This window comes from Croceivirga sp. ABH4_376 (assembly GCF_056160685.1).
The window spans coordinates 215,121-233,895 of the sequence record NZ_JBSWXQ010000002.1 but is presented as its reverse complement, the minus strand read 5'-3'; the positions used below and the strand labels follow the sequence as shown (position 1 = coordinate 233,895).

General features: G+C 36.4%; 17 protein-coding genes. All 17 read right to left on the bottom strand.

Annotated features, from left to right (window positions below):
• Positions 1-5: 5 nt before the first annotated feature.
• The 17 genes from ACXAGS_RS05260 to lpxD all read right to left on the bottom strand — a co-directional run bounded on the left by ACXAGS_RS05260 (position 6) and on the right by lpxD (position 18,773).
• A complete protein-coding gene (locus ACXAGS_RS05260; RefSeq protein WP_474905161.1) occupies positions 6-779 on the bottom strand; it encodes a 1-(5-phosphoribosyl)-5-[(5-phosphoribosylamino)methylideneamino]imidazole-4-carboxamide isomerase in 774 nt (257 codons plus the stop codon).
• 45 nt (positions 780-824) lie between these two features.
• Positions 825-1,244, bottom strand: a complete 420-nt coding sequence (locus ACXAGS_RS05255) for a GNAT family N-acetyltransferase (RefSeq protein WP_474905159.1) — start codon at positions 1,242-1,244, stop codon at positions 825-827.
• Between the two features lie 2 nt (positions 1,245-1,246).
• Positions 1,247-1,825 carry an imidazole glycerol phosphate synthase subunit HisH gene (hisH, locus tag ACXAGS_RS05250; protein ID WP_474905157.1) on the bottom strand — a complete coding sequence of 193 codons (579 nt, stop codon included), beginning with the start codon at positions 1,823-1,825 and terminating at the stop codon, positions 1,247-1,249.
• The gene (gene hisB, locus ACXAGS_RS05245; protein ID WP_474905155.1) at positions 1,822-2,958 is read right to left on the bottom strand and encodes a bifunctional histidinol-phosphatase/imidazoleglycerol-phosphate dehydratase HisB; all 1,137 of its coding nucleotides are present in this window, start codon (positions 2,956-2,958) and stop codon (positions 1,822-1,824) included. The genes hisH and hisB overlap by 4 nt, the downstream gene beginning before the upstream one ends.
• Positions 2,959-4,005: a histidinol-phosphate transaminase gene (gene hisC, locus ACXAGS_RS05240; RefSeq protein WP_474905153.1), complete on the bottom strand. Its 1,047-nt coding sequence runs from the start codon at positions 4,003-4,005 to the stop codon at positions 2,959-2,961.
• Positions 4,006-4,007: 2 nt separating this feature from the next.
• The gene (gene hisD / locus ACXAGS_RS05235; RefSeq protein WP_474905151.1) at positions 4,008-5,294 is read right to left on the bottom strand and encodes a histidinol dehydrogenase; all 1,287 of its coding nucleotides are present in this window, start codon (positions 5,292-5,294) and stop codon (positions 4,008-4,010) included.
• Between the two features lies 1 nt (position 5,295).
• Positions 5,296-6,150: an ATP phosphoribosyltransferase gene (gene hisG / locus ACXAGS_RS05230; RefSeq protein WP_474905149.1), complete on the bottom strand. Its 855-nt coding sequence runs from the start codon at positions 6,148-6,150 to the stop codon at positions 5,296-5,298.
• Positions 6,151-6,371: 221 nt separating this feature from the next.
• On the bottom strand, positions 6,372-7,187 hold the full coding sequence (locus ACXAGS_RS05225) for a prohibitin family protein (protein WP_010517060.1): 816 nt from the start codon (positions 7,185-7,187) through the stop codon (positions 6,372-6,374).
• A gap of 10 nt (positions 7,188-7,197) precedes the next feature.
• Positions 7,198-9,219, bottom strand: a complete 2,022-nt coding sequence (locus ACXAGS_RS05220) for a hypothetical protein (RefSeq protein WP_474905147.1) — start codon at positions 9,217-9,219, stop codon at positions 7,198-7,200.
• Between the two features lie 12 nt (positions 9,220-9,231).
• The gene (gene fabG / locus ACXAGS_RS05215; RefSeq protein WP_474905145.1) at positions 9,232-9,978 is read right to left on the bottom strand and encodes a 3-oxoacyl-[acyl-carrier-protein] reductase; all 747 of its coding nucleotides are present in this window, start codon (positions 9,976-9,978) and stop codon (positions 9,232-9,234) included.
• 77 nt (positions 9,979-10,055) lie between these two features.
• The gene (locus ACXAGS_RS05210) at positions 10,056-13,016 is read right to left on the bottom strand and encodes a M16 family metallopeptidase (protein ID WP_474905143.1); all 2,961 of its coding nucleotides are present in this window, start codon (positions 13,014-13,016) and stop codon (positions 10,056-10,058) included.
• 90 nt (positions 13,017-13,106) lie between these two features.
• Positions 13,107-13,979, bottom strand: coding sequence for a succinate--CoA ligase subunit alpha (sucD, locus tag ACXAGS_RS05205; RefSeq protein WP_474905141.1), 873 nt, complete (start codon positions 13,977-13,979; stop codon positions 13,107-13,109).
• Positions 13,980-14,041: 62 nt separating this feature from the next.
• A complete protein-coding gene (locus ACXAGS_RS05200; RefSeq protein WP_474905139.1) occupies positions 14,042-14,977 on the bottom strand; it encodes a UDP-3-O-(3-hydroxymyristoyl)glucosamine N-acyltransferase in 936 nt (311 codons plus the stop codon).
• Between the two features lie 9 nt (positions 14,978-14,986).
• Positions 14,987-15,553, bottom strand: coding sequence for an elongation factor P (gene efp, locus ACXAGS_RS05195; RefSeq protein WP_010517072.1), 567 nt, complete (start codon positions 15,551-15,553; stop codon positions 14,987-14,989).
• A gap of 6 nt (positions 15,554-15,559) precedes the next feature.
• Complete coding sequence (gene lpxA / locus ACXAGS_RS05190) at positions 15,560-16,345, bottom strand: acyl-ACP--UDP-N-acetylglucosamine O-acyltransferase (protein ID WP_010517074.1); 786 nt, start codon at positions 16,343-16,345, stop codon at positions 15,560-15,562.
• A 3-nt stretch (positions 16,346-16,348) separates the two neighbouring features.
• Entirely contained in the window at positions 16,349-17,755 is a 1,407-nt protein-coding gene (locus tag ACXAGS_RS05185) for a bifunctional UDP-3-O-[3-hydroxymyristoyl] N-acetylglucosamine deacetylase/3-hydroxyacyl-ACP dehydratase (protein WP_474905137.1), read from the bottom strand.
• A complete protein-coding gene (gene lpxD, locus ACXAGS_RS05180; protein ID WP_474905135.1) occupies positions 17,742-18,773 on the bottom strand; it encodes a UDP-3-O-(3-hydroxymyristoyl)glucosamine N-acyltransferase in 1,032 nt (343 codons plus the stop codon). The genes ACXAGS_RS05185 and lpxD overlap by 14 nt, the downstream gene beginning before the upstream one ends.
• Positions 18,774-18,775: the final 2 nt, after the last annotated feature.

Sequence of the window (18,775 nt, the reverse complement as noted above, 5' to 3'; positions counted from 1 at the left end):
CGTAATTACAACGAAAGAATATATCCTTCCAATTGCTTTAAACTTATTCTATTTTCATAAATGGCCTTACCAATAATTACTCCCTCACATCCTATTTCGTTTAGTTTGGGAAGTTCATCAAAAGTAGAAATACCACCACTGGCAATCAATTTTATTTGATGCTCAATATCTTGCACACCACTACCCGTAATTTCTGTAGTAACCGTTTTTGTTTCTTTTAATATTTTCTGATACAAATTGAATGCTGGCCCTTGCAACATGCCATCTTTAGAAATATCTGTGCAAATAACATAAGAAATGCCTTTGGCTTGATACTCTTTTATAAAGGGAATTAATTCTTGGTCTGATTCTTCTTGCCATCCCGAGACTGCTATTTTTTCGTTATTGGCATCCGCGCCAAGAATAATTTTGTCGCTACCGTGTTGTTTTATCCACCCTAAAAAAGTATCTGGGTCTTTCACGGCAATACTACCACCAGTAATTTGATTTGCACCACTTTCAAAGGCAATACGTAAATCATCATCCGTTTTTAATCCGCCTCCAAAATCAATTTTCAAATCTGTTTTTGTAGCAATTTGCTCCAAAACCTTATGATTTACAATGTGTTTGGACTTTGCACCGTCTAAGTCTACCAGATGCAGGTACTCTATACCATGGTCTTGAAACTCTTTAGCTACTTCTAACGGATTCTCATTGTATATTTTTTTGGTATCGTAATCGCCCTTAGACAAACGAACACATTTACCGCCTATAATATCTATTGCTGGGATTATTCTCATTTTTTATAGTTTTAAGTACTGAGCCTTAGGTATTAAGTAAAACAGCTAATCTAATTTTGCCTTATCTATTGACATCCATAATTCTGAATTGCCCACACATTTAAAACCATATTTTTCATACAGTTTATGCGCATCTCTTGTTTTTAAACTGATAGTCAACACATTGTTGATACAAGCATCTTCCAAAATATGGGCTACAAGCCATTTACCCAATCCTTTGCCTTGGTAATCGTTAAATATGATAACGTCCATGATATAAGCAAAAACAACTTGGTCCGTTAGTACTCTCGCAAAGCCTACCTGTTCCATAGCATCATTGTAAACACCAAAACAAATCGTGTTTTCAATGGTAGTTTTAGTTTGCTGTTCGGTTCTATAACCACCCCAATACGATGTTTTAATCGCTTTATGAATTTTATCAAACTGCAACAAGCTTTTGTCCTTGGAAATGGTGTAACCAATCATAATTACAAACTCAAGAAGTTTTTAAGTATCTGAGCACCATATTCGCCCGACTTTTCTGGGTGAAACTGTACACCGTAAAAATTGTCTTTTGCCAAAGCAGCACTGTATTCAAGTCCGTACGTACTTGTTGCAATAGTGGCTTCGCATTTTGGAGCATAAAAACTATGGACCAGATATATAAAATCGTTCTCCAAATTTTTAAACAAGGGAGATTGTAAGTTTTCAATCTTATTCCAACCAATCTGGGGCACTTTTACACTAGTCTCAAACTTAACAACATCCACATCAAATATGCCTAAACCTTTTGTATTGCCTTCTTCAGAAACATTACACATGAGCTGCATACCCAGGCAAATTCCCAAAACTGGTTGTTTTAGCGTAGGAATGATGTAGTCTAAACCACTTTCTTTTAGCTTATGCATAGCAGAGCTTGCTTCCCCTACCCCTGGGAAAATTACTTTTTCCGCATTACGAATAACTTCAGGGTCATTACTTAGCACAGCTTCTACTCCCAAACGTTGAAAGGCAAATTTTATGCTCTGTATATTACCTGCTCCATAGTCTATAATTACCAAACTCATAACATTCCTTTTGTAGATGGTAAAATCATTTTTTCTTTGTCTTGTTTTACCGCCATTTTTATCGCCTTTGCCAACGCTTTAAAAATTGCCTCTATTTTGTGGTGCTCGTTAGTGCCCTCTGCCTTAATATTTAAATTGGCCTTAGCCCCGTCCGTAAACGATTTAAAGAAATGATGGAACATTTCTGTAGGCATATCACCTACCTTTTCACGTTTAAAATCGGCTTCCCAAACCAACCAATTTCTTCCACCAAAATCTATGGCAGCAGAAGCCAAACAGTCGTCCATTGGCAAACAAAATCCGTAGCGTTCTATGCCCAACTTGTTGCCTAACGCTTTATGGAAAACTTCACCTAAGGCTATTCCGGTATCTTCAATAGTATGGTGTTCATCTACCTCTAAATCGCCATCTACCTTAATATCTAAATCCATTTGACCATGGCGCGCAATTTGGTCCAACATATGGTCAAAAAACTTTAAACCCGTATCAATATTGGCTTTACCAGTACCATCTAAATTTACTATGATGTGAATTTTAGTTTCCTTGGTTTCTCTTTTAATTTCCGCAACTCTATCCTGCACCTTTAAAAATTCGTAAATGGCTTGCCAATCATTACTTTCTAGAGCAATATAATCGTCCAAATCTTTACGTTCAACTGTAATTTCTCCAGTACCCAAATTGGTATTATCATTAATGAAAATCCCTTTTGCACCTAAATTTTTAGCCAGCTCTACATCGGTTAGTCTATCGCCAATTACAAACGAATTTTCTAAGTCGTATGCATCCGAAAAGTATTCCGTTAACATCCCAGTACCTGGTTTACGTGTATCGGCATTTTCGTGTGGAAAAGTTCTATCTATATAAACCGCATCAAAATGAACACCCTCATTCTCAAAAGCGGTAATAATAAAGTTGTGTACCGGCCAAAAGGTATCTTCTGGAAATGCCTCGGTACCCAAACCATCTTGATTGGTTATCATTACCAAGCTATAATCTAGCTCCTTAGCAATTTTACCCAAATAAGTAAATGCTTTTGGATAGAAAATCATTTTTTCAAAGGCATCTATTTGCTCATCAACAGTTTCTTTGATGATGGTGCCATCACGGTCTATAAATAATACTTTTTTAGCCATTTAGAGGGCTTTTAAGGTTGAAATTAGTTTGTTGTTCTCTTCTGTCGTACCAACGGTTAGTCTAAGCGTATTCTCGCACAGCGGTTGGGTACTTCTGTTTCGTATTACGATGCCTTTTTCTAACAATTGGTTGTATCGCCTATCGGCATCATCAACCTTGATTAGAATAAAATTAGCGTCGCTATCAAAAATTGTTTCTATATATGAAATTGTAGCAATGGCTTCTGATAATCGCTTACGTTCTTGTAGTAATGTTTGCACTTGCTCTTTTACCGTTGTATAATTTTCTAGGGCTTCAAATGCCTTTTGTTGTGTAAGTTCGTTTACGTTGTAGGGCGGTTTAATTTTCTTTAAAACCGCTATGATATCTTCTGAAGCAAAACACAATCCCAAACGAATACCCGCCATAGCAAAAGCTTTAGAAAGTGTCTGTGTTACAATAAGGTTAGGAAAATCGTTTAAACGAAAACTCCAACTTCCATTTGTTGCAAAATCGATATAGGCCTCATCTACTACTACTAATCCCGGAAACTCAAACAACAAGCGTTCTACCGCTTCAAAATCAAAACTATTCCCTGTAGGATTGTTTGGTGTGCATAAGAACAACAGCTTCGTATTTTCATCGGTGGCTGCTAGAATCTCATCAACATTAGGCTGAAATTTATCTGTTAGCAGAACTTCCCTATTTTCTATATTATTGATGCCAGATAGTACCTTGTACATACCGTACGTAGGTGGTAAGCTTATAATATTGTCTTTACCTGGTTCACAGAACGCCCTAAAAATTAAATCGAGTACTTCATCGCTACCATTACCTACTAAAATCTGACTGGCTTCTACTTGTTTTACCTCAGAAATCAGTTGCTTTAAATTACGCTGATGTGGGTCTGGGTATCGATTTAAACCATTTTCAAACGGATTTTCATTCGCATCTAAAAAAACCATCTGTTCTCCAGAGGACACATACTCGTCTCTAGCAGATGAATAAGGTTTTAACGCCTTAACGTTTTCACGAACCAACATGTCCAAATTAAATAGTGTATTCATTACTAATCCTCCAAGGCTTTAAGGCGCAAGGTAACCGCATTTTTGTGCGCTTGTAACCCTTCTGCTTCTGCCATTAATTCTATACTTTTTCCTAGTTTTTTTATACCCTCTTTGCTCAAACGTTGAAACGTCATACTCTTGGTAAAACTGTCAAGATTAACCCCACTATACTGCTTAGCATAACCGTTTGTTGGTAAGGTATGGTTGGTACCAGAGGCATAATCTCCCGCACTTTCTGGCGTATAATTCCCTATAAAAACCGAACCAGCATTATACGTATTGTTTATATAGAAATCTTCATTTTCCACACATACAATGTAGTGTTCTGGTGCATATTGGTTAATAATAGCAAGAGCCGTCTCGTCATCATTCACGATAATTAACTTGCTATTTTCAATAGCTTGGGCTGCAATCTCTTTTCTTGGTAAAACGGCCAATTGTTTTTCTAATGCCCCAGTCACTTTAGATGCAAAGGCTTCTGAAGTGGTTACTAAAACTACCTGACTATCCACGCCATGTTCTGCCTGACTCAACAAATCTGAAGCTACAAAATCAGCATTTGCGGTGTCATCTGCTACAACTAACAACTCACTAGGACCTGCCGGCATATCTATACTTACTCCAAATTTGGTTGCCATTTGTTTGGCAGTAGTTACATATTGATTACCAGGGCCAAATATTTTATACACCTGAGGTACACTCTCCGTACCAAAGGTCATTGCACCAATAGCTTGTATACCACCTACCTTTACAATTTTGGTAACCCCGCATAATTGTGCAGCAAATAAAATAGCAGGATTCAATTTTCCTTCTTTGTTAGGCGGACTGCATAGTACAATTTCTTGGCAACCTGCAATTTTTGCAGGTAGGGCCAGCATTAAAATGGTAGAAAACAAAGGTGCTGTGCCACCAGGAATGTAAAGACCAACTTTTTGTATAGCTCGTTTTTCTTGCCAACAGTCTACGCCAGGCATGGTAGTAACCGCTACTCGTTCTGTTTTCTGCGCTTGGTGAAAAGCTTCAATATTAGCTTTGGCAACTTTAATAGCCTCTTGCAATGTTGTTGAAACTAAAGATACACCCTCATTAATCTCTTCTTCTGATACCAATAAGTTGTCAAGTTTGGCGCCATCAAATTTTTCGGTATAGGCTTTTAATGCCTTATCTCCTTGCGCCTGTACCGCATCAAAAACCTCCTTTACAATAGGTTCTAAAGCTTCGTAAGATTGTGTAGGCCTTGCTAAAATGGTAGGCCATTCACTTTTAGGCGGATTTGTATAACTTTTCATCTTAAAGCACCATTTTTTCTATTGGGCAAACCAAAATACCTTCTGCACCAGCCTGTTTTAACTCGTCTATAACTTCCCAAAAAGTATCTTTGTTAATCACCGTATGTACAGAGCTCCAACCCTCTTCTGCCAAAGGTAAAACCGTAGGGCTACGCATTCCGGGTAAAATTGTAAGAATGGTATCTAAATTTTCATTAGGTACATTCATTAAAACATATTTGCTTTGTCTTGCTTTTAGAACCGATTGAATACGGAATAATAATTTGTCTAAAATAACTTTACGTTCGTCATCAATCTTAGGAGATACCGCCAGAACCGCCTCACTCTTTAACAGTACTTCTACCTCTTTAAGATTATTCTTGAACAGCGTACTACCACTGGAAACTATATCACAAATAGCATCTGCAAGACCAATATTAGGTGCAATTTCTACAGAACCGTTAATTAAATGTATATCTGCATTAATACCATTTTGCTCTAAAAATTTGTTTACGGTATTTGGGTATGAAGTTGCAATACGTTTTCCCTCAAAATCTTTAAAGGAAGAGTACTGTTTTCCTTTAGGAATGGCCATACTCACTTTACATTTAGAAAAACCAAGCTTTTCTGCAACAGTAATGCCTTCTCCCTTTTCAAACAGCACATTTTCTCCAATTATGGCAATATCTACTACACCATCTTTAAGGTACTGCGGAATATCTCCGTTACGTAGGTAAAAAACTTCCATAGGAAAATTACGGGCAGAAGCCTTTAATTGGTCTTTACCGTTATCTATAGACACGCCGCAATTCTTTAAGATATCCAAGGAATCTTCATTTAAACGGCCGCTTTTTTGAATAGCAATTCTTAGTTTCATTTTTTAGGTTTACGTGTTTCGCTTTTCGCTGGTTCTACTTTTCTTTTTCAGTTATAGGCATAAAAAAACCCGTTTGAATGCTCAAACGGGTTTTTAATTATTTTGATATACACAAAATACAGTTACCTCGCTTGAGCGATTGTAAAAGTATGATGATGTACATGATTTCTTTTCATAATGGTTCAAAAGTAAAACGAAAATCTTTTACAAAAAAGAAATTTTTAGTTATTTCCTAAAATTAATGGCAACCCGTCATCTCCAGATCCTACCACTACCACTTTAGAATTAGGGCTTTTAGCTAATTCCAATGTCGCTTCAATTCCTTTATCCTGTAGAATCTTATCTGTTAAAGAAGCGCTTAAAATTTTATTGGCATCCGCTTTACCTTGCGCTTCTATACGTTGACGTTCAGCTTCCTTTTCCGCAGTTACCAATCTAAACTCGTACTCTAAAGATTCTTGCTCTTGCTTTAATTTACGTTCTATTGCGTCTTTTATTGTTGGTGGCAAGGTAACATCACGTACCAAAATTTCATCTAGCACTATAAATTGCTTGTCCACAATTTTTTTAGTTTCCTCAAAAATTTCACGTTGTATGGCATCCCGCTTACTAGAATACAATTGTTCTGGTGTATAGCGTCCTACAACACTTCTTGCCGCAGAGCGTATGGTGGGTAAAATAATTCGTTGCAAGTAATCTTCGCCAATTTCTTGGTGTAATTTACCTAAGTTAACAATATCTGGCTTGTACCAAGCAGAAGCATCTAACTGAATATCTAATCCGTTAGAAGAAAGTACTTTCATTTTTTCAAAAATCTCTTGTCTTCTTACTTCATAAACATAAACCTTGTTCCAAGGAGCTACCAAATGAAACCCTTCTCCTAAAGGCGGTTTTTCTGTTACTACACCACCTCCAAAGGTTTGATAGAGCACACCCGCCTCTCCCGATCCAATGGTAATGGCAGATTTTGATATTAATATGATTAACAAAATAATTGCGAATACCACAGGTAAGGCAATTTTGGGTAATTTATCCATAATTAAAATATTAAAGTAATCCGTTGTATTTTCTAATAAACCATTCTGCTGCCAAGGTTATACATAATACAACCAGCAGCCATTTAAAACCTATTAAAGGTACCACATTTTTAGTGCTTCTCTGAATTGGTTTAAAGCTATCATCTTCTAAAAGTTGTTCTTTTAGGTTTGCAATTTGATTTGGATAATAGACTTTTCCATTATTATTGCTTGCAATTTGTGTTAACCTACTTACATCCGTAGTGTTGGCTTGTGCTTCTAAACTAAACAAGGAAATCTTAAACGATCCAGAAGTTGATATCCCCTCTTTTTTTTCTTTGACGGTAAACGTATAATCACCAGCTTGCAGATTACTTAAGTCCACATGGTAACTCGAATTTTTTAGCACAAAAGGAATTTTTTGACTAAAATCATCCGCTGTATTTTTCACCGTAATTTCTAGTTGCGCTTTTTCGTCAAAGCGATACGTTTTGTCATAAAACGTAGCAGAAATCAGTGCTTGTTTAGGGGTGGGAAAAACTTTATCATAATTTAATTGGAGCCTATTTTTTTGTTGGCTAGAAGAAAGATAAAACGCTATTTTCCCCATGAAGTTATCAAAGGATGTAAAGTCGTTCTCGTTTCTAAAGGTTTGCATACGCCATTTCCAAATATCCGATGCAAACAAAACCGCTACTTTTTGTTCCCCTGTAAAAAAAGTTAGCAATGGGTCTTTTAAATCAACTCCCCTGATATTTTGATAATACAATGTTTCATGCGGATTGGTTATTAAAATATCTCCAAGTTCACCTGATAAAGGAGGAAAATTGTTAGGAGTGAAATCAGACACATCAAAAAGTGAGAACCCTTTGTTATCCGAAGCAAAAATTGTCTCCTTTTGACCTAAATCTTCTTTCTCAAAGCCCAAGTTTAATTTATTTACTCCATTCCAGTCTGTATTTGCACCAAAAATGAAAAAACTACCCACATTTTTAGACTTAGCATATTCTACAACACGCTTATGATCAACTCCTATTTGATAAAAAATGAATAAATCTATATCCGCAAGCTTTTCTTCCGTATACGGCTTATCTAAAAACAAGACTTCTCTTTGCTTATTGGCCTCTATACTTGTCTTTAGTGTACCCAAATCTGGATGTTTGTAATCTGATATGATTCCAACCTTGGTACGTTCATCTATAACTTCTACAGCCGTTTCTAAAGAGTTATTTGTAAGATTCTTCTCGTTTAAAGAAGAAGAGATGGTCACTACAATATTTTTAATTCCAGCGCTAGATGCCTTTAAATTGGTGCTAAAGTTCGCTGTATTCTTATTCTTATCTAATGTGATATTTTGTTTAGTAACCTCTTTATCGTTTATAGTTACACGAATTACCGCATTAATTGGTTGTTTCCCCGTGTAACCAATATTAGCTTCTACAGGAAATTGATTACCAACAAAGGAATAGTCATTGGCAAACAAGGAAGTTACTCTTAAATCGTCATATTGGGTGGTATCTCCAATAGCAATAGCATCTAAACTGAAATTCTCACCTAATTCTAAATATTGATATTCTTCACCTATATTCTGTATGCCATCACCTATTAATACAATTTTATTATTCTCAGTTGTATAAATCTGTTCAATATCCTTTAAAGCACTAGCTATATCAGTAGTTTCGTCTAAAAAGCTAATAGAATCAAGTTCTTTAAGCTTAGCACCATAAGTGAAAGATTTTACCTTAAAACGCTTTTCTAATTTTTCATCTTTGTATAAATCATTATAAGCCTTTAACACCTCTTGTTGATTAGGCTTTACAGAGGCAGAATTATCTACTAATAGAAAAAGATTAGGTTTTATAATAGTATTGGTTGTACTATTAAATTTTGGATTTAATAATAGTATAAAGACGGCTAATAAACTTATAAAACGTAAAACGGCCAAGATATTTTTCCATCTAGACCGTTTTTCCTTATACCGATATTGAAACACCGCGATTGCAAAAGCCAAAAAACTGGCTAAAATTATAAGCAATACGGTAGAACTATTCATGCTTTAGCTATTTTAGGTTAGCATACCACCATCAACATTTAATACTTGACCTGTAACATAAGCAGAAAGGTCTGAGGCAAAAAACAGGCATGCATTGGCAACATCGTCAGGAGAACCACCTCTTTTTAATGGTATACCGTCTCGCCAACTTTGTACCGTTTTTTCGTCTAATTTATCCGTCATTTCTGTTTCTATAAAACCTGGAGCAATAGCGTTGCAACGTATGTTTCTAGAACCCAATTCCAATGCTACGGATTTAGTAAAACCTATCATCCCTGCTTTGGATGCAGCATAATTGGTTTGTCCCGCATTACCCTTAACACCAACAACACTACTCATGTTTATAATAGAGCCCTTACGCTGCTTAAGAAAAGTACGTTGTACCGCTTTGGTCATGTTAAAGACAGATTTAAGGTTTACTTCTATAACCTTGTCAAAATCCTCTTCTCCCATACGCATTAACAAATTATCTTTGGTAATACCAGCGTTATTGATTAATACATCTATACCACCAAAATCTGCCAAAACATCTGCTACCAATTTTTCTGCTTCTGCAAAATCTGCCGCGTTGCTTTTATAAGCTTTCGCCTTAACACCCAAGGCGGTTAGTTCCTTTTCTAGTTCCAAGGCAGGTGCCTCACTAGAACTATAAGTAAATGCTACATTGGCCCCATGATTGGCAAAAACTTCAGCAATACCCTTACCAATACCCCTACTGGCTCCGGTAATAATTACATTTTTATCTTGAAGTAATTTCATTTTATATGATTTTTGTTGGTGGACAAATATATCAATTAAAAACCCTGTTAAAAAACAGGGTTTTAAAGAAATATAATTTAGTTTTTTATTGGAGGTGGCGTTTCAAAATTGAATAAATAATCTACATCTAATTCTTTTACCTTGCCTAACTTTTCTAATGCTTTGACATCCAAATCTTTCTTATTGCCTACAACAAGAATATTGTAATCTGTTTTTGCAATATTATCGGTGAAAAATGTAGATAAATCTTTAAGTTCCATTTGCTGTACTTCATCATAAATGGCTTTAGCGTTATTTTCTGTAATCCCACGTTTCTTCAACCTTTCATAATTCCAAAAAATATCTTTATCCAATACTCTTTCTGCGGCCATTTTATTTAAAGTTGCTTCCTTTGCGGCATCAAAATTTGCTTGCACTTCGGGCATCTCTGTCATTAAATCTAACATAGCATCTACTGCCTGGTTTAACTTGTTGGCCTGTGTGCCAATATAGGCATACGTATAATTGGGTTCTCCTTTTTTAGAAGCCAAGCTATGGGCCGCAAAAGCAGAATAAGCCAAGGATTGCGACTCCCTAATTTCTTGAAATACAATAGAAGATAAACCCGAACCAAAATAAGAATTAAAAACTTGTGCTTTTGCCATTTGGTCCGCATTAAATGCGTCTCCTTTTCCCAAGAAGACCATTTCTGCTTGTACCATATCGTAATTGGTAAAGAAAACATTATCTCCAGTAGCAACCTTAGTATATTCTTTCTTAGCAGGGTAATCTTTTAATTCATTGACCGTATGGTTTTCTTGTATTGCAGCTTCTGCCTCTGCCAAATCTTTTCCATAATAGAAAAAACGATGCTTATAATCCTTGAGACCTTTTATGATGTCTACCAATTCCTGCGGATTCATTTGCTTCAACTCTGCAATGGTAAAAATATCCCTTGTTGGCGAGTCTTCACCATATTGGCCATAATTGAACAATCCGTTCCATAAAATGGCTCCTTTATTAGATTTAGTATCTTCTCTGCCTTTTGCAATTTTCAGGACATATTTATCGTATGCGTTTTGATCCGGTACTGCATTGGACCATAAATCTTCTAGTAATTGCAAGCCCTTGCCCAAATTTTCCCTTAATCCATTAAGGTAAATAACCGTTTGCTCTCCCCTAGTACGAACTCCGTAATCTACGCCAAGTTTGTAAAATTCTTTACTAATCTCTTCTGCAGATAATTCATCTGTTCCCAAATATTCTAAATAGTTTAACGCTATAGGCAATTTTTTATCATGTTCACTACCCATATCAAAAATGATATTGAGTTCCATTAAATCATTCCTTTCATTAGAAACATAAGAAAGAGGTACGTTGTTAACCTCGTTTTTAGCTATGGCTTTTTCATAATCGATAAAAACTGGTTCCAAATTGGGCATTTGTATACTTTCTAATTGCACAAAGAAGTCTGATTTCTTACCTCTGTTCAATTCAACTGGAGTTATACCAGGGTTTTCTACTTTTACCACATTTGAAGGTTCTCCTTGTCTTTTATAAACCACCACATAATTGTCCTTATAAAAATCATTAGCATAAGCTACCAATTCTTCCTTAGTAACTTTTTTCATTTTATCCAAAAGAGCAAGCCTATCTTCCCAATCCTGAAAATGTACAAAAGACTGAACCAGTTCATAAGCAACATTAGATGCTTCCTCAAAGTCTCTCATTTTCCTAAGTTTAAGGTCATTTACAACAGCATCTGTTAACCAATCGTCAAAATTTCCCTTCTTTATTTCTTCTAATTGGGATAGAATCAAATCTTCTACTTCTTCCAGTGTTTGTCCAGACTTAGGGTTGCCATAGAAAACGTGCATTCCATAATCATTCAAAAATTGTGTATAACTACCGGACTGTTGAACTTTTTGTGCCTTATTTAAGTTTAAATCCATTAAACCTGCGGTAGAATTACTTAAAATCATATCAATCATCATGATTTTAATTTCATCTTCCGTTCCCATAGCTGGTGTTCTAAAGGCAATATTTACACGTTCACTTTCTGGTCCATAAACCTCTCTTTTAACAACAGTAGTCAAGGGGGCTTCCGTAGGTCGTTCAGGATGGTTAACCTCTTTGTACTCCATTTTACCGAAGGTGTCATTTACCATTTTTATAGTATTGTCAAAATTCAAATCGCCCACCAAAATAACCGCCATGTTATTAGGAACGTAGTAAGTGTTGAAGTAATCTCGAATTGCAACCATAGATGGATTTTTCAAATGCTCCGAGGTACCAATAGTGGTTTGTTGCCCGTATGGATGTTTAGGAAAAAGCGCGTCGTTCATTGCAAAGCTAGACCTTCTAAAATCGTTATCCTGACTACGATTAAACTCTTCATAAACCGCTTCTAATTCGGTATGGAATATGCGTAAAACCAATTCGCCAAAGCGTTCACTTTCTAACAACAACCATTTTTCTAGCGCATTAGAAGGTATTTTATTCGTATACACGGTTTCTTCATGCCACGTCCAAGCATTGGTGCCTTGTGCTCCGTAAGAAGCCACCATTTTATCGTATTCGTTAGCAATTGATACGGTAGAAGCTTCGTAGGAAACTTTATCTATTTGCTTGTAAATTTCCTTTTTCTTTTCTTCATCTTTTTCCGCTTTATGCAATTCGTATAAATTAGAAATAGAATCCAATAAAACTTTTTCCGTTTTCCAATCCGAAGTTCCAAATTTAGATGTTCCCTTGAACATCATATGTTCTAAGTAATGTGCCAAGCCCGTATTATCTACAGGATCATAAACCGACCCCGCCCTTACTGGTACAAATGTTTGAATTTTTGGTTCGGCCTTGTTCTGGCTTAAATAAACGGTTAAGCCGTTTTCTAATTTGTAAATACGGGTTCCGGTAGGATCATTACTAACGGTTGTATAAGAAAACCCATTTGGATCGGTTTGCTCACTTACAGCAAAATCTTGTTTTTCAGTTGTTTTTTTACAGGATTGGAGCGCAACAAAAGCCGCAACCATTCCTAAGAAGAGCGTTTTTTTCATAATAGTTTGATGATTGTTGATTGACATAAAAAAAGCCGAAGGAAAGTTATCCGACGGCTTTAAAATACTTAGAAGGAAGTTGTTACACAATTAACTTACCACTTCTTTAACTTTTTTACCTATTTCTGCAGGGGAATCTACAACATGAATTCCACAATATGCCATAATTTTTTTCTTAGCTTGTGCAGTATCATCACTACCACCTACAATTGCACCAGCATGCCCCATAGTTCTACCAGCAGGAGCTGTTTCGCCAGCAATAAAACCAACAACAGGTTTTTCACTTCCGCTCTCTTTGTACCATTTGGCAGCTTCTGCTTCTAATTGACCGCCAATTTCGCCAATCATAACCACACAATTGGTTTCTGGGTCATTCACTAACAATTCTAGCGCTTCTTTAGTTGTAGTACCAATAATTGGATCACCACCAATACCAATAGCAGTAGAAATACCTAATCCTTGACGTACAACCTGATCAGAAGCTTCATATGTTAAAGTACCAGATTTAGAAACGATACCTACCCCACCTTTTTTAAATACAAAACCGGGCATTATCCCAACTTTTGCTTCTTCTGGTGTAATTACACCTGGACAGTTAGGACCTATTAACCTACATTCTTTGTTTTGTATGTAATCATATGCCTTTACCATATCCGCAACCGGAATACCTTCTGTAATTGTAATAATTACTTTAATACCTGCATCTGCAGCTTCCATAATGGCATCAGCAGCAAATGCTGGTGGTACAAAAATAATAGTGGTATCTGCACCAACTTTCTCTACTGCCTCTTCAACTGTATTAAATACGGGTTTACCAAGGTGCTCTTGACCACCTTTTCCTGGAGTTACACCACCAACTACATTGGTACCGTATTCTATCATTTGCTCTGCATGGAAAGTTCCTTCGCTTCCTGTGAAGCCCTGAACAATTATTTTTGAGTCTTTGTTGACTAGAACGCTCATATTATTTTGTTTGTAAGTTGTACAAAAATATGGTATTACCTATGAAAAATAAAGTATCCCTTTTAAATGTTTTTTAATTTTTGAATGATTCCTGGTATTTGCTTCACATGTGCCAATTGTTTAAGCTTTTCCCGAGCCTCCTCTACAGGGCTACCAAAATAGGTCTTATGCCCTTCAAGGGATTTTGAAATACCGGTTTGGGCCAAGACTACGGCCTTGGTTCCAATAGTAATTCCACTGGTAACACCAACTTGTCCCCATAACGTAACTTCATCTTCTATGACCACACAACCGGCAATTCCACATTGGGAAGCAATTAAGCATTTATGTCCAATAACCGTATCATGCCCTACCTGTATTTGATTGTCTAACTTGGAACCTGCTTTAATGGTTGTATCTCCTGTAACACCGCGATCAATAGTACAGCCCGCTCCAATGTCCACATTATTTTCAATAACAACCCTACCCCCGGAGAGTAATTTATCAAAACCATCTGGCCTTTTTTTATAGTAAAACGCATCTGCACCTAAAACAGTACCAGCATGTATGGTTACATTATCTCCAATGACGCAATCATCATAGATAGCTACGTTAGCCTGTATTAAGCAGTTTTTTCCTATAATTACATTATTACCAATAAAAGCGTTGGGTTGTACTATAGTGCCTGTACCGATAATAGCGCTATCAGCAATATTTTTGCTTGCTTGATTAAACGGCTTAAAGTGCTGGGTTAACTTATTAAAATCCCTAAAGGGATCGTCAGAAATCAAAAGGGATTTACCCTTTGGACAATCTACCTTTTTATTAATAAGCACTGTAGTAGCATTAGATTCTAATGCCTTATTGTAATATTTAGGATGGTCTACAAAGACAATATCTCCTTTCTCCACCACATGAATTTCGTTCATGCCGGTAACAGGAAAATCTTCTGGACCAACAAACTCCGCATTTATTAGCTGAGCAATTTCTCCTAAATTATAGGTTTTTGGGAATTTCATTTAAGCTACTTATTCTTTAGCTCTTTCCATATAGGCACCCTTTTCAGTGTCTATCTTTATTTTATCTCCCTCATTAATAAACAAAGGAACATTAATACGAGCACCTGTTTCTACAGTTGCCGGTTTAGTAGCGTTTGTAGCTGTATTGCCCTTTACTCCTGGCTCTGTATGCGTTACCTCCAAAACTACACTAGCCGGCATATCTACAGATAATGGCATTTGATCTTCTGCATTAAAGATGATAGTAACCACTTCACCTTCTTTTAATAAATCTGGCGTGTCCAAATTATCTTTTTGCAGCGCAATTTGGTTATAATCATCCGTATTCATGAAATGAAACGTGTCACCTTCTGGATATAAAAATTGATACGAACGTGTTTCTACACGAACATCTTCTATTTTATGTCCGGAAGAGAAAGTGTTATCTATAACCTTACCTGAAGTAACACTTTTAAGTTTTGTTCTTACAAAAGCAGGTCCTTTTCCTGGTTTTACGTGTAAAAACTCTATAATTTTATAAATATCGTTGTTGTAACGGATGCATAATCCTTTTCTAATGTCTGATGTACTTGCCATGTTCTATTAATTGTTGCTAAAATAACCTTTCATGATTCCTCTTTGTGAATCACGAATAAATTGTAGTATTTCGTCTCTTTCTGGAGTTGCCTCCATCTCTGCCTCTATAATTTCCGCAGCTTGAGAGTTGTTGTAATTTCCTTGATATAAAATTCTGTAAATGTTTTGGATTTCGCGAATTTTTTCTGCGGTAAAGCCTCTTCTACGCAATCCTATTGAATTAATTCCTACATAGGAAAGTGGTTCTCTAGCTGCCTTAACAAAAGGTGGTACGTCTTTACGCACTAAAGAACCTCCTGTAACAAACGCATGATGTCCAACGGATACGAATTGATGTACTGCTACCATACCTGCTAGTACCACGTTATCTCCTATGGTTACATGACCAGCAAGTGTTGAGTTGTTACTAAACACGCACCCATCACCTACCAAACAATCATGGGCAATATGGCTGTAGGCCATTATAAGGCAATTGTTTCCAATTACCGTTTTCATACGATCTGTGGTACCTTTATTTATAGTTGCACATTCTCTAATTGTGGTATTATCACCAATATGCACCGTAGTTTCTTCTCCTTGGTATTTTAAATCTTGTGGCATAGCCGAAATAACGGCACCAGGAAAAATGTTGCAATTTTTACCAATGCGCGCCCCTTCCATTATAGTTACATTGGAACCAATCCAAGTACCTTCACCTATGGTAACATTATTATGAATAGTGGTAAAAGGCTCAATTACAACGTTTTTGGCGATTTTTGCCCCAGGATGTACATATGCTAATGGCTGATTCATCTCTTAATTTCCTTTTGTTTTTACAATTTGGGCCATTAACTCTGCTTCCGATACTAACTTGCCATTGGCGTAAGCATAGGCTTGCATATGGCAAATTCCCCTACGAATAGGTGATATTAAATCACATTTAAATATTAAAGTATCTCCTGGTAAAACTTGTTGTTTAAACTTAACCTTATCTATTTTCATAAAGAAGGTTAAATAGTTTTCTGGGTCTGGCACCGTACTTAATACTAAAATACCACCGGTTTGCGCCATTGCTTCTACCTGTAAAACACCTGGCATAACTGGGGCCCCTGGAAAATGTCCTACAAAAAAGGGCTCGTTCATGGTTACGTTTTTAACACCAACTACGTGCTTATCTGACAATTCCATGATTTTATCTACCAACAAAAATGGTGGCCTATGTGGCAACATATCCATTATTTGATGAATATCCTTCACTGGTTTTGCATGCAAATCAATATCCGGAACGTTGTTTCGCCTTTCTTGCTTAATAATTTTCTTAAGCTTTTTAGCAAATTGTGTATTTACAAAATGTCCCGGCTTGTTGGCTATAACTTTACCTCTAATAGGAGTACCAATCAAAGCAAGATCTCCAATAACATCTAACAATTTATGCCTTGCTGCCTCATTTGGTTGATGCAGGGTTAGATTGTCTAGAATACCATTTGGCTTAACCGACAGTTTTTCTTTATCAAAAGCTTTTTCAAGCTTTTTCATGGTACTATCAGAGATTTCTTTATCTACATAAACAATAGCATTATTTAAATCTCCTCCTTTTATCAAACCATGCTCTAGCAGCGCCTCCAACTCGTGCAGAAAAGAAAAGGTTCTTGCATAAGAAATCTCCTCCTTAAAGTCTGACATTCTTTCCAAAGTGGCATTTTGGGTACCTAAGACTTTGGTACCAAAATCTACCATTGTTGTAACTTGATATGAATCTGACGGTATGATGGTAATTTCACTCCCGGTATTCTCATCGCGGTAAGAAATTACATTTTTCACCACATATTCGTCTCTTTCGGCGTCTTGTTCTACAATACCGGCCTCTTCCAAAGCTTCTACAAAATATTTAGAAGAACCATCCATAATTGGCGGTTCAGGGGCATTTAACTCTATTAGTACATTGTCTATACCTAAGCCTACCAAGGCGGCCAATACATGTTCCGAAGTCTGTATTTTAACGCCTCTTTTCTCTAAATTAGTACCCCTCTGTGTGTTTACCACATAGTTAGCATCCGCTTCTATAATGGGCTCTCCTTCTAAATCTACACGTTTAAAAGCGAATCCCATATTTGGCTCTGCAGGTAAAAACGTCATTGTTACATCTTCACCGGTATGTAGACCAACACCTTTTAAGGTAATTGGTTTAGATATTGTTTTTTGTTTTGTCTTAATGACTTCCATTTTCTGTTCTCTTTTCTAATTCAGAAATCTTTTGAACTATTTTTGGTAAATTTTTAAAGTGTACGTAAGACTTATTATAATCTCCATAATTAAGCGCAGGTGAACCCTGAAGCACTTCGTCATCTTTAATATTACGGCCAATACCCGACTGCGCTTGAATTTTAACCCTATCTCCAATAACAATATGGCCTACAATACCAACTTGTCCACCTATTAAGCAGTGTTTTCCAATCTTTGTAGACCCAGCAACACCAGTTTGTGCCGCAATTGCCGTATGCTCTCCAATTTCAACATTATGGGCAATCATTATCTGATTATCCAACTTAACTCCATTTCTAAGTATAGTTGAACCTAAGGTAGCCCTGTCTATGGTAGTACCAGCTCCTACATCTACGTGGTCTTCTATAATAACGTTTCCGGTTTGTGGCACTTTTTTGTATACACCGTTTTCATCAGGAGAAAAACCAAATCCGTCCGCTCCTATGATGGCTCCACTGTGTATAACACATTCCTTACCAATACTACAGTCCGAATATATTTTTGCGCCAGCAAAAACTACACTATTATCGCCTATGGTTACATTGTCTCCAATGTATACATTAGGATATATTTTAACATTATCACCAAGCTTAACGTTCTCTCCTAAATATGCAAAAGCACCAAGGTAAATGTCTGTTCCATAAGTAGCACTTTCCGCAACATAGGATGGATTCTCTATACCTACTTTATTGTTTTTAACTTGATTGTAATATTCTAGAAGCTTAGAGAATGCATTATAGGCATCCTCTACCTTAATAAGTGTGGTACTCAAATCTTGCTCTGGTTCAAAGTCTTTATTAACTATGGTAACCGATGCTTTAGTACTGTATATATAATGGGTATATTTTGGATTTGCTAAAAAGGTTAAAGAACCATTTTCTCCTTCTTCAATTTTAGAAAGTTTATGAACGGTGATTTCAGGATTACCCAGAACCTCTCCTTCTAAAATGCCGGCTATTTGAGTGGCTGTAAATTTCATTG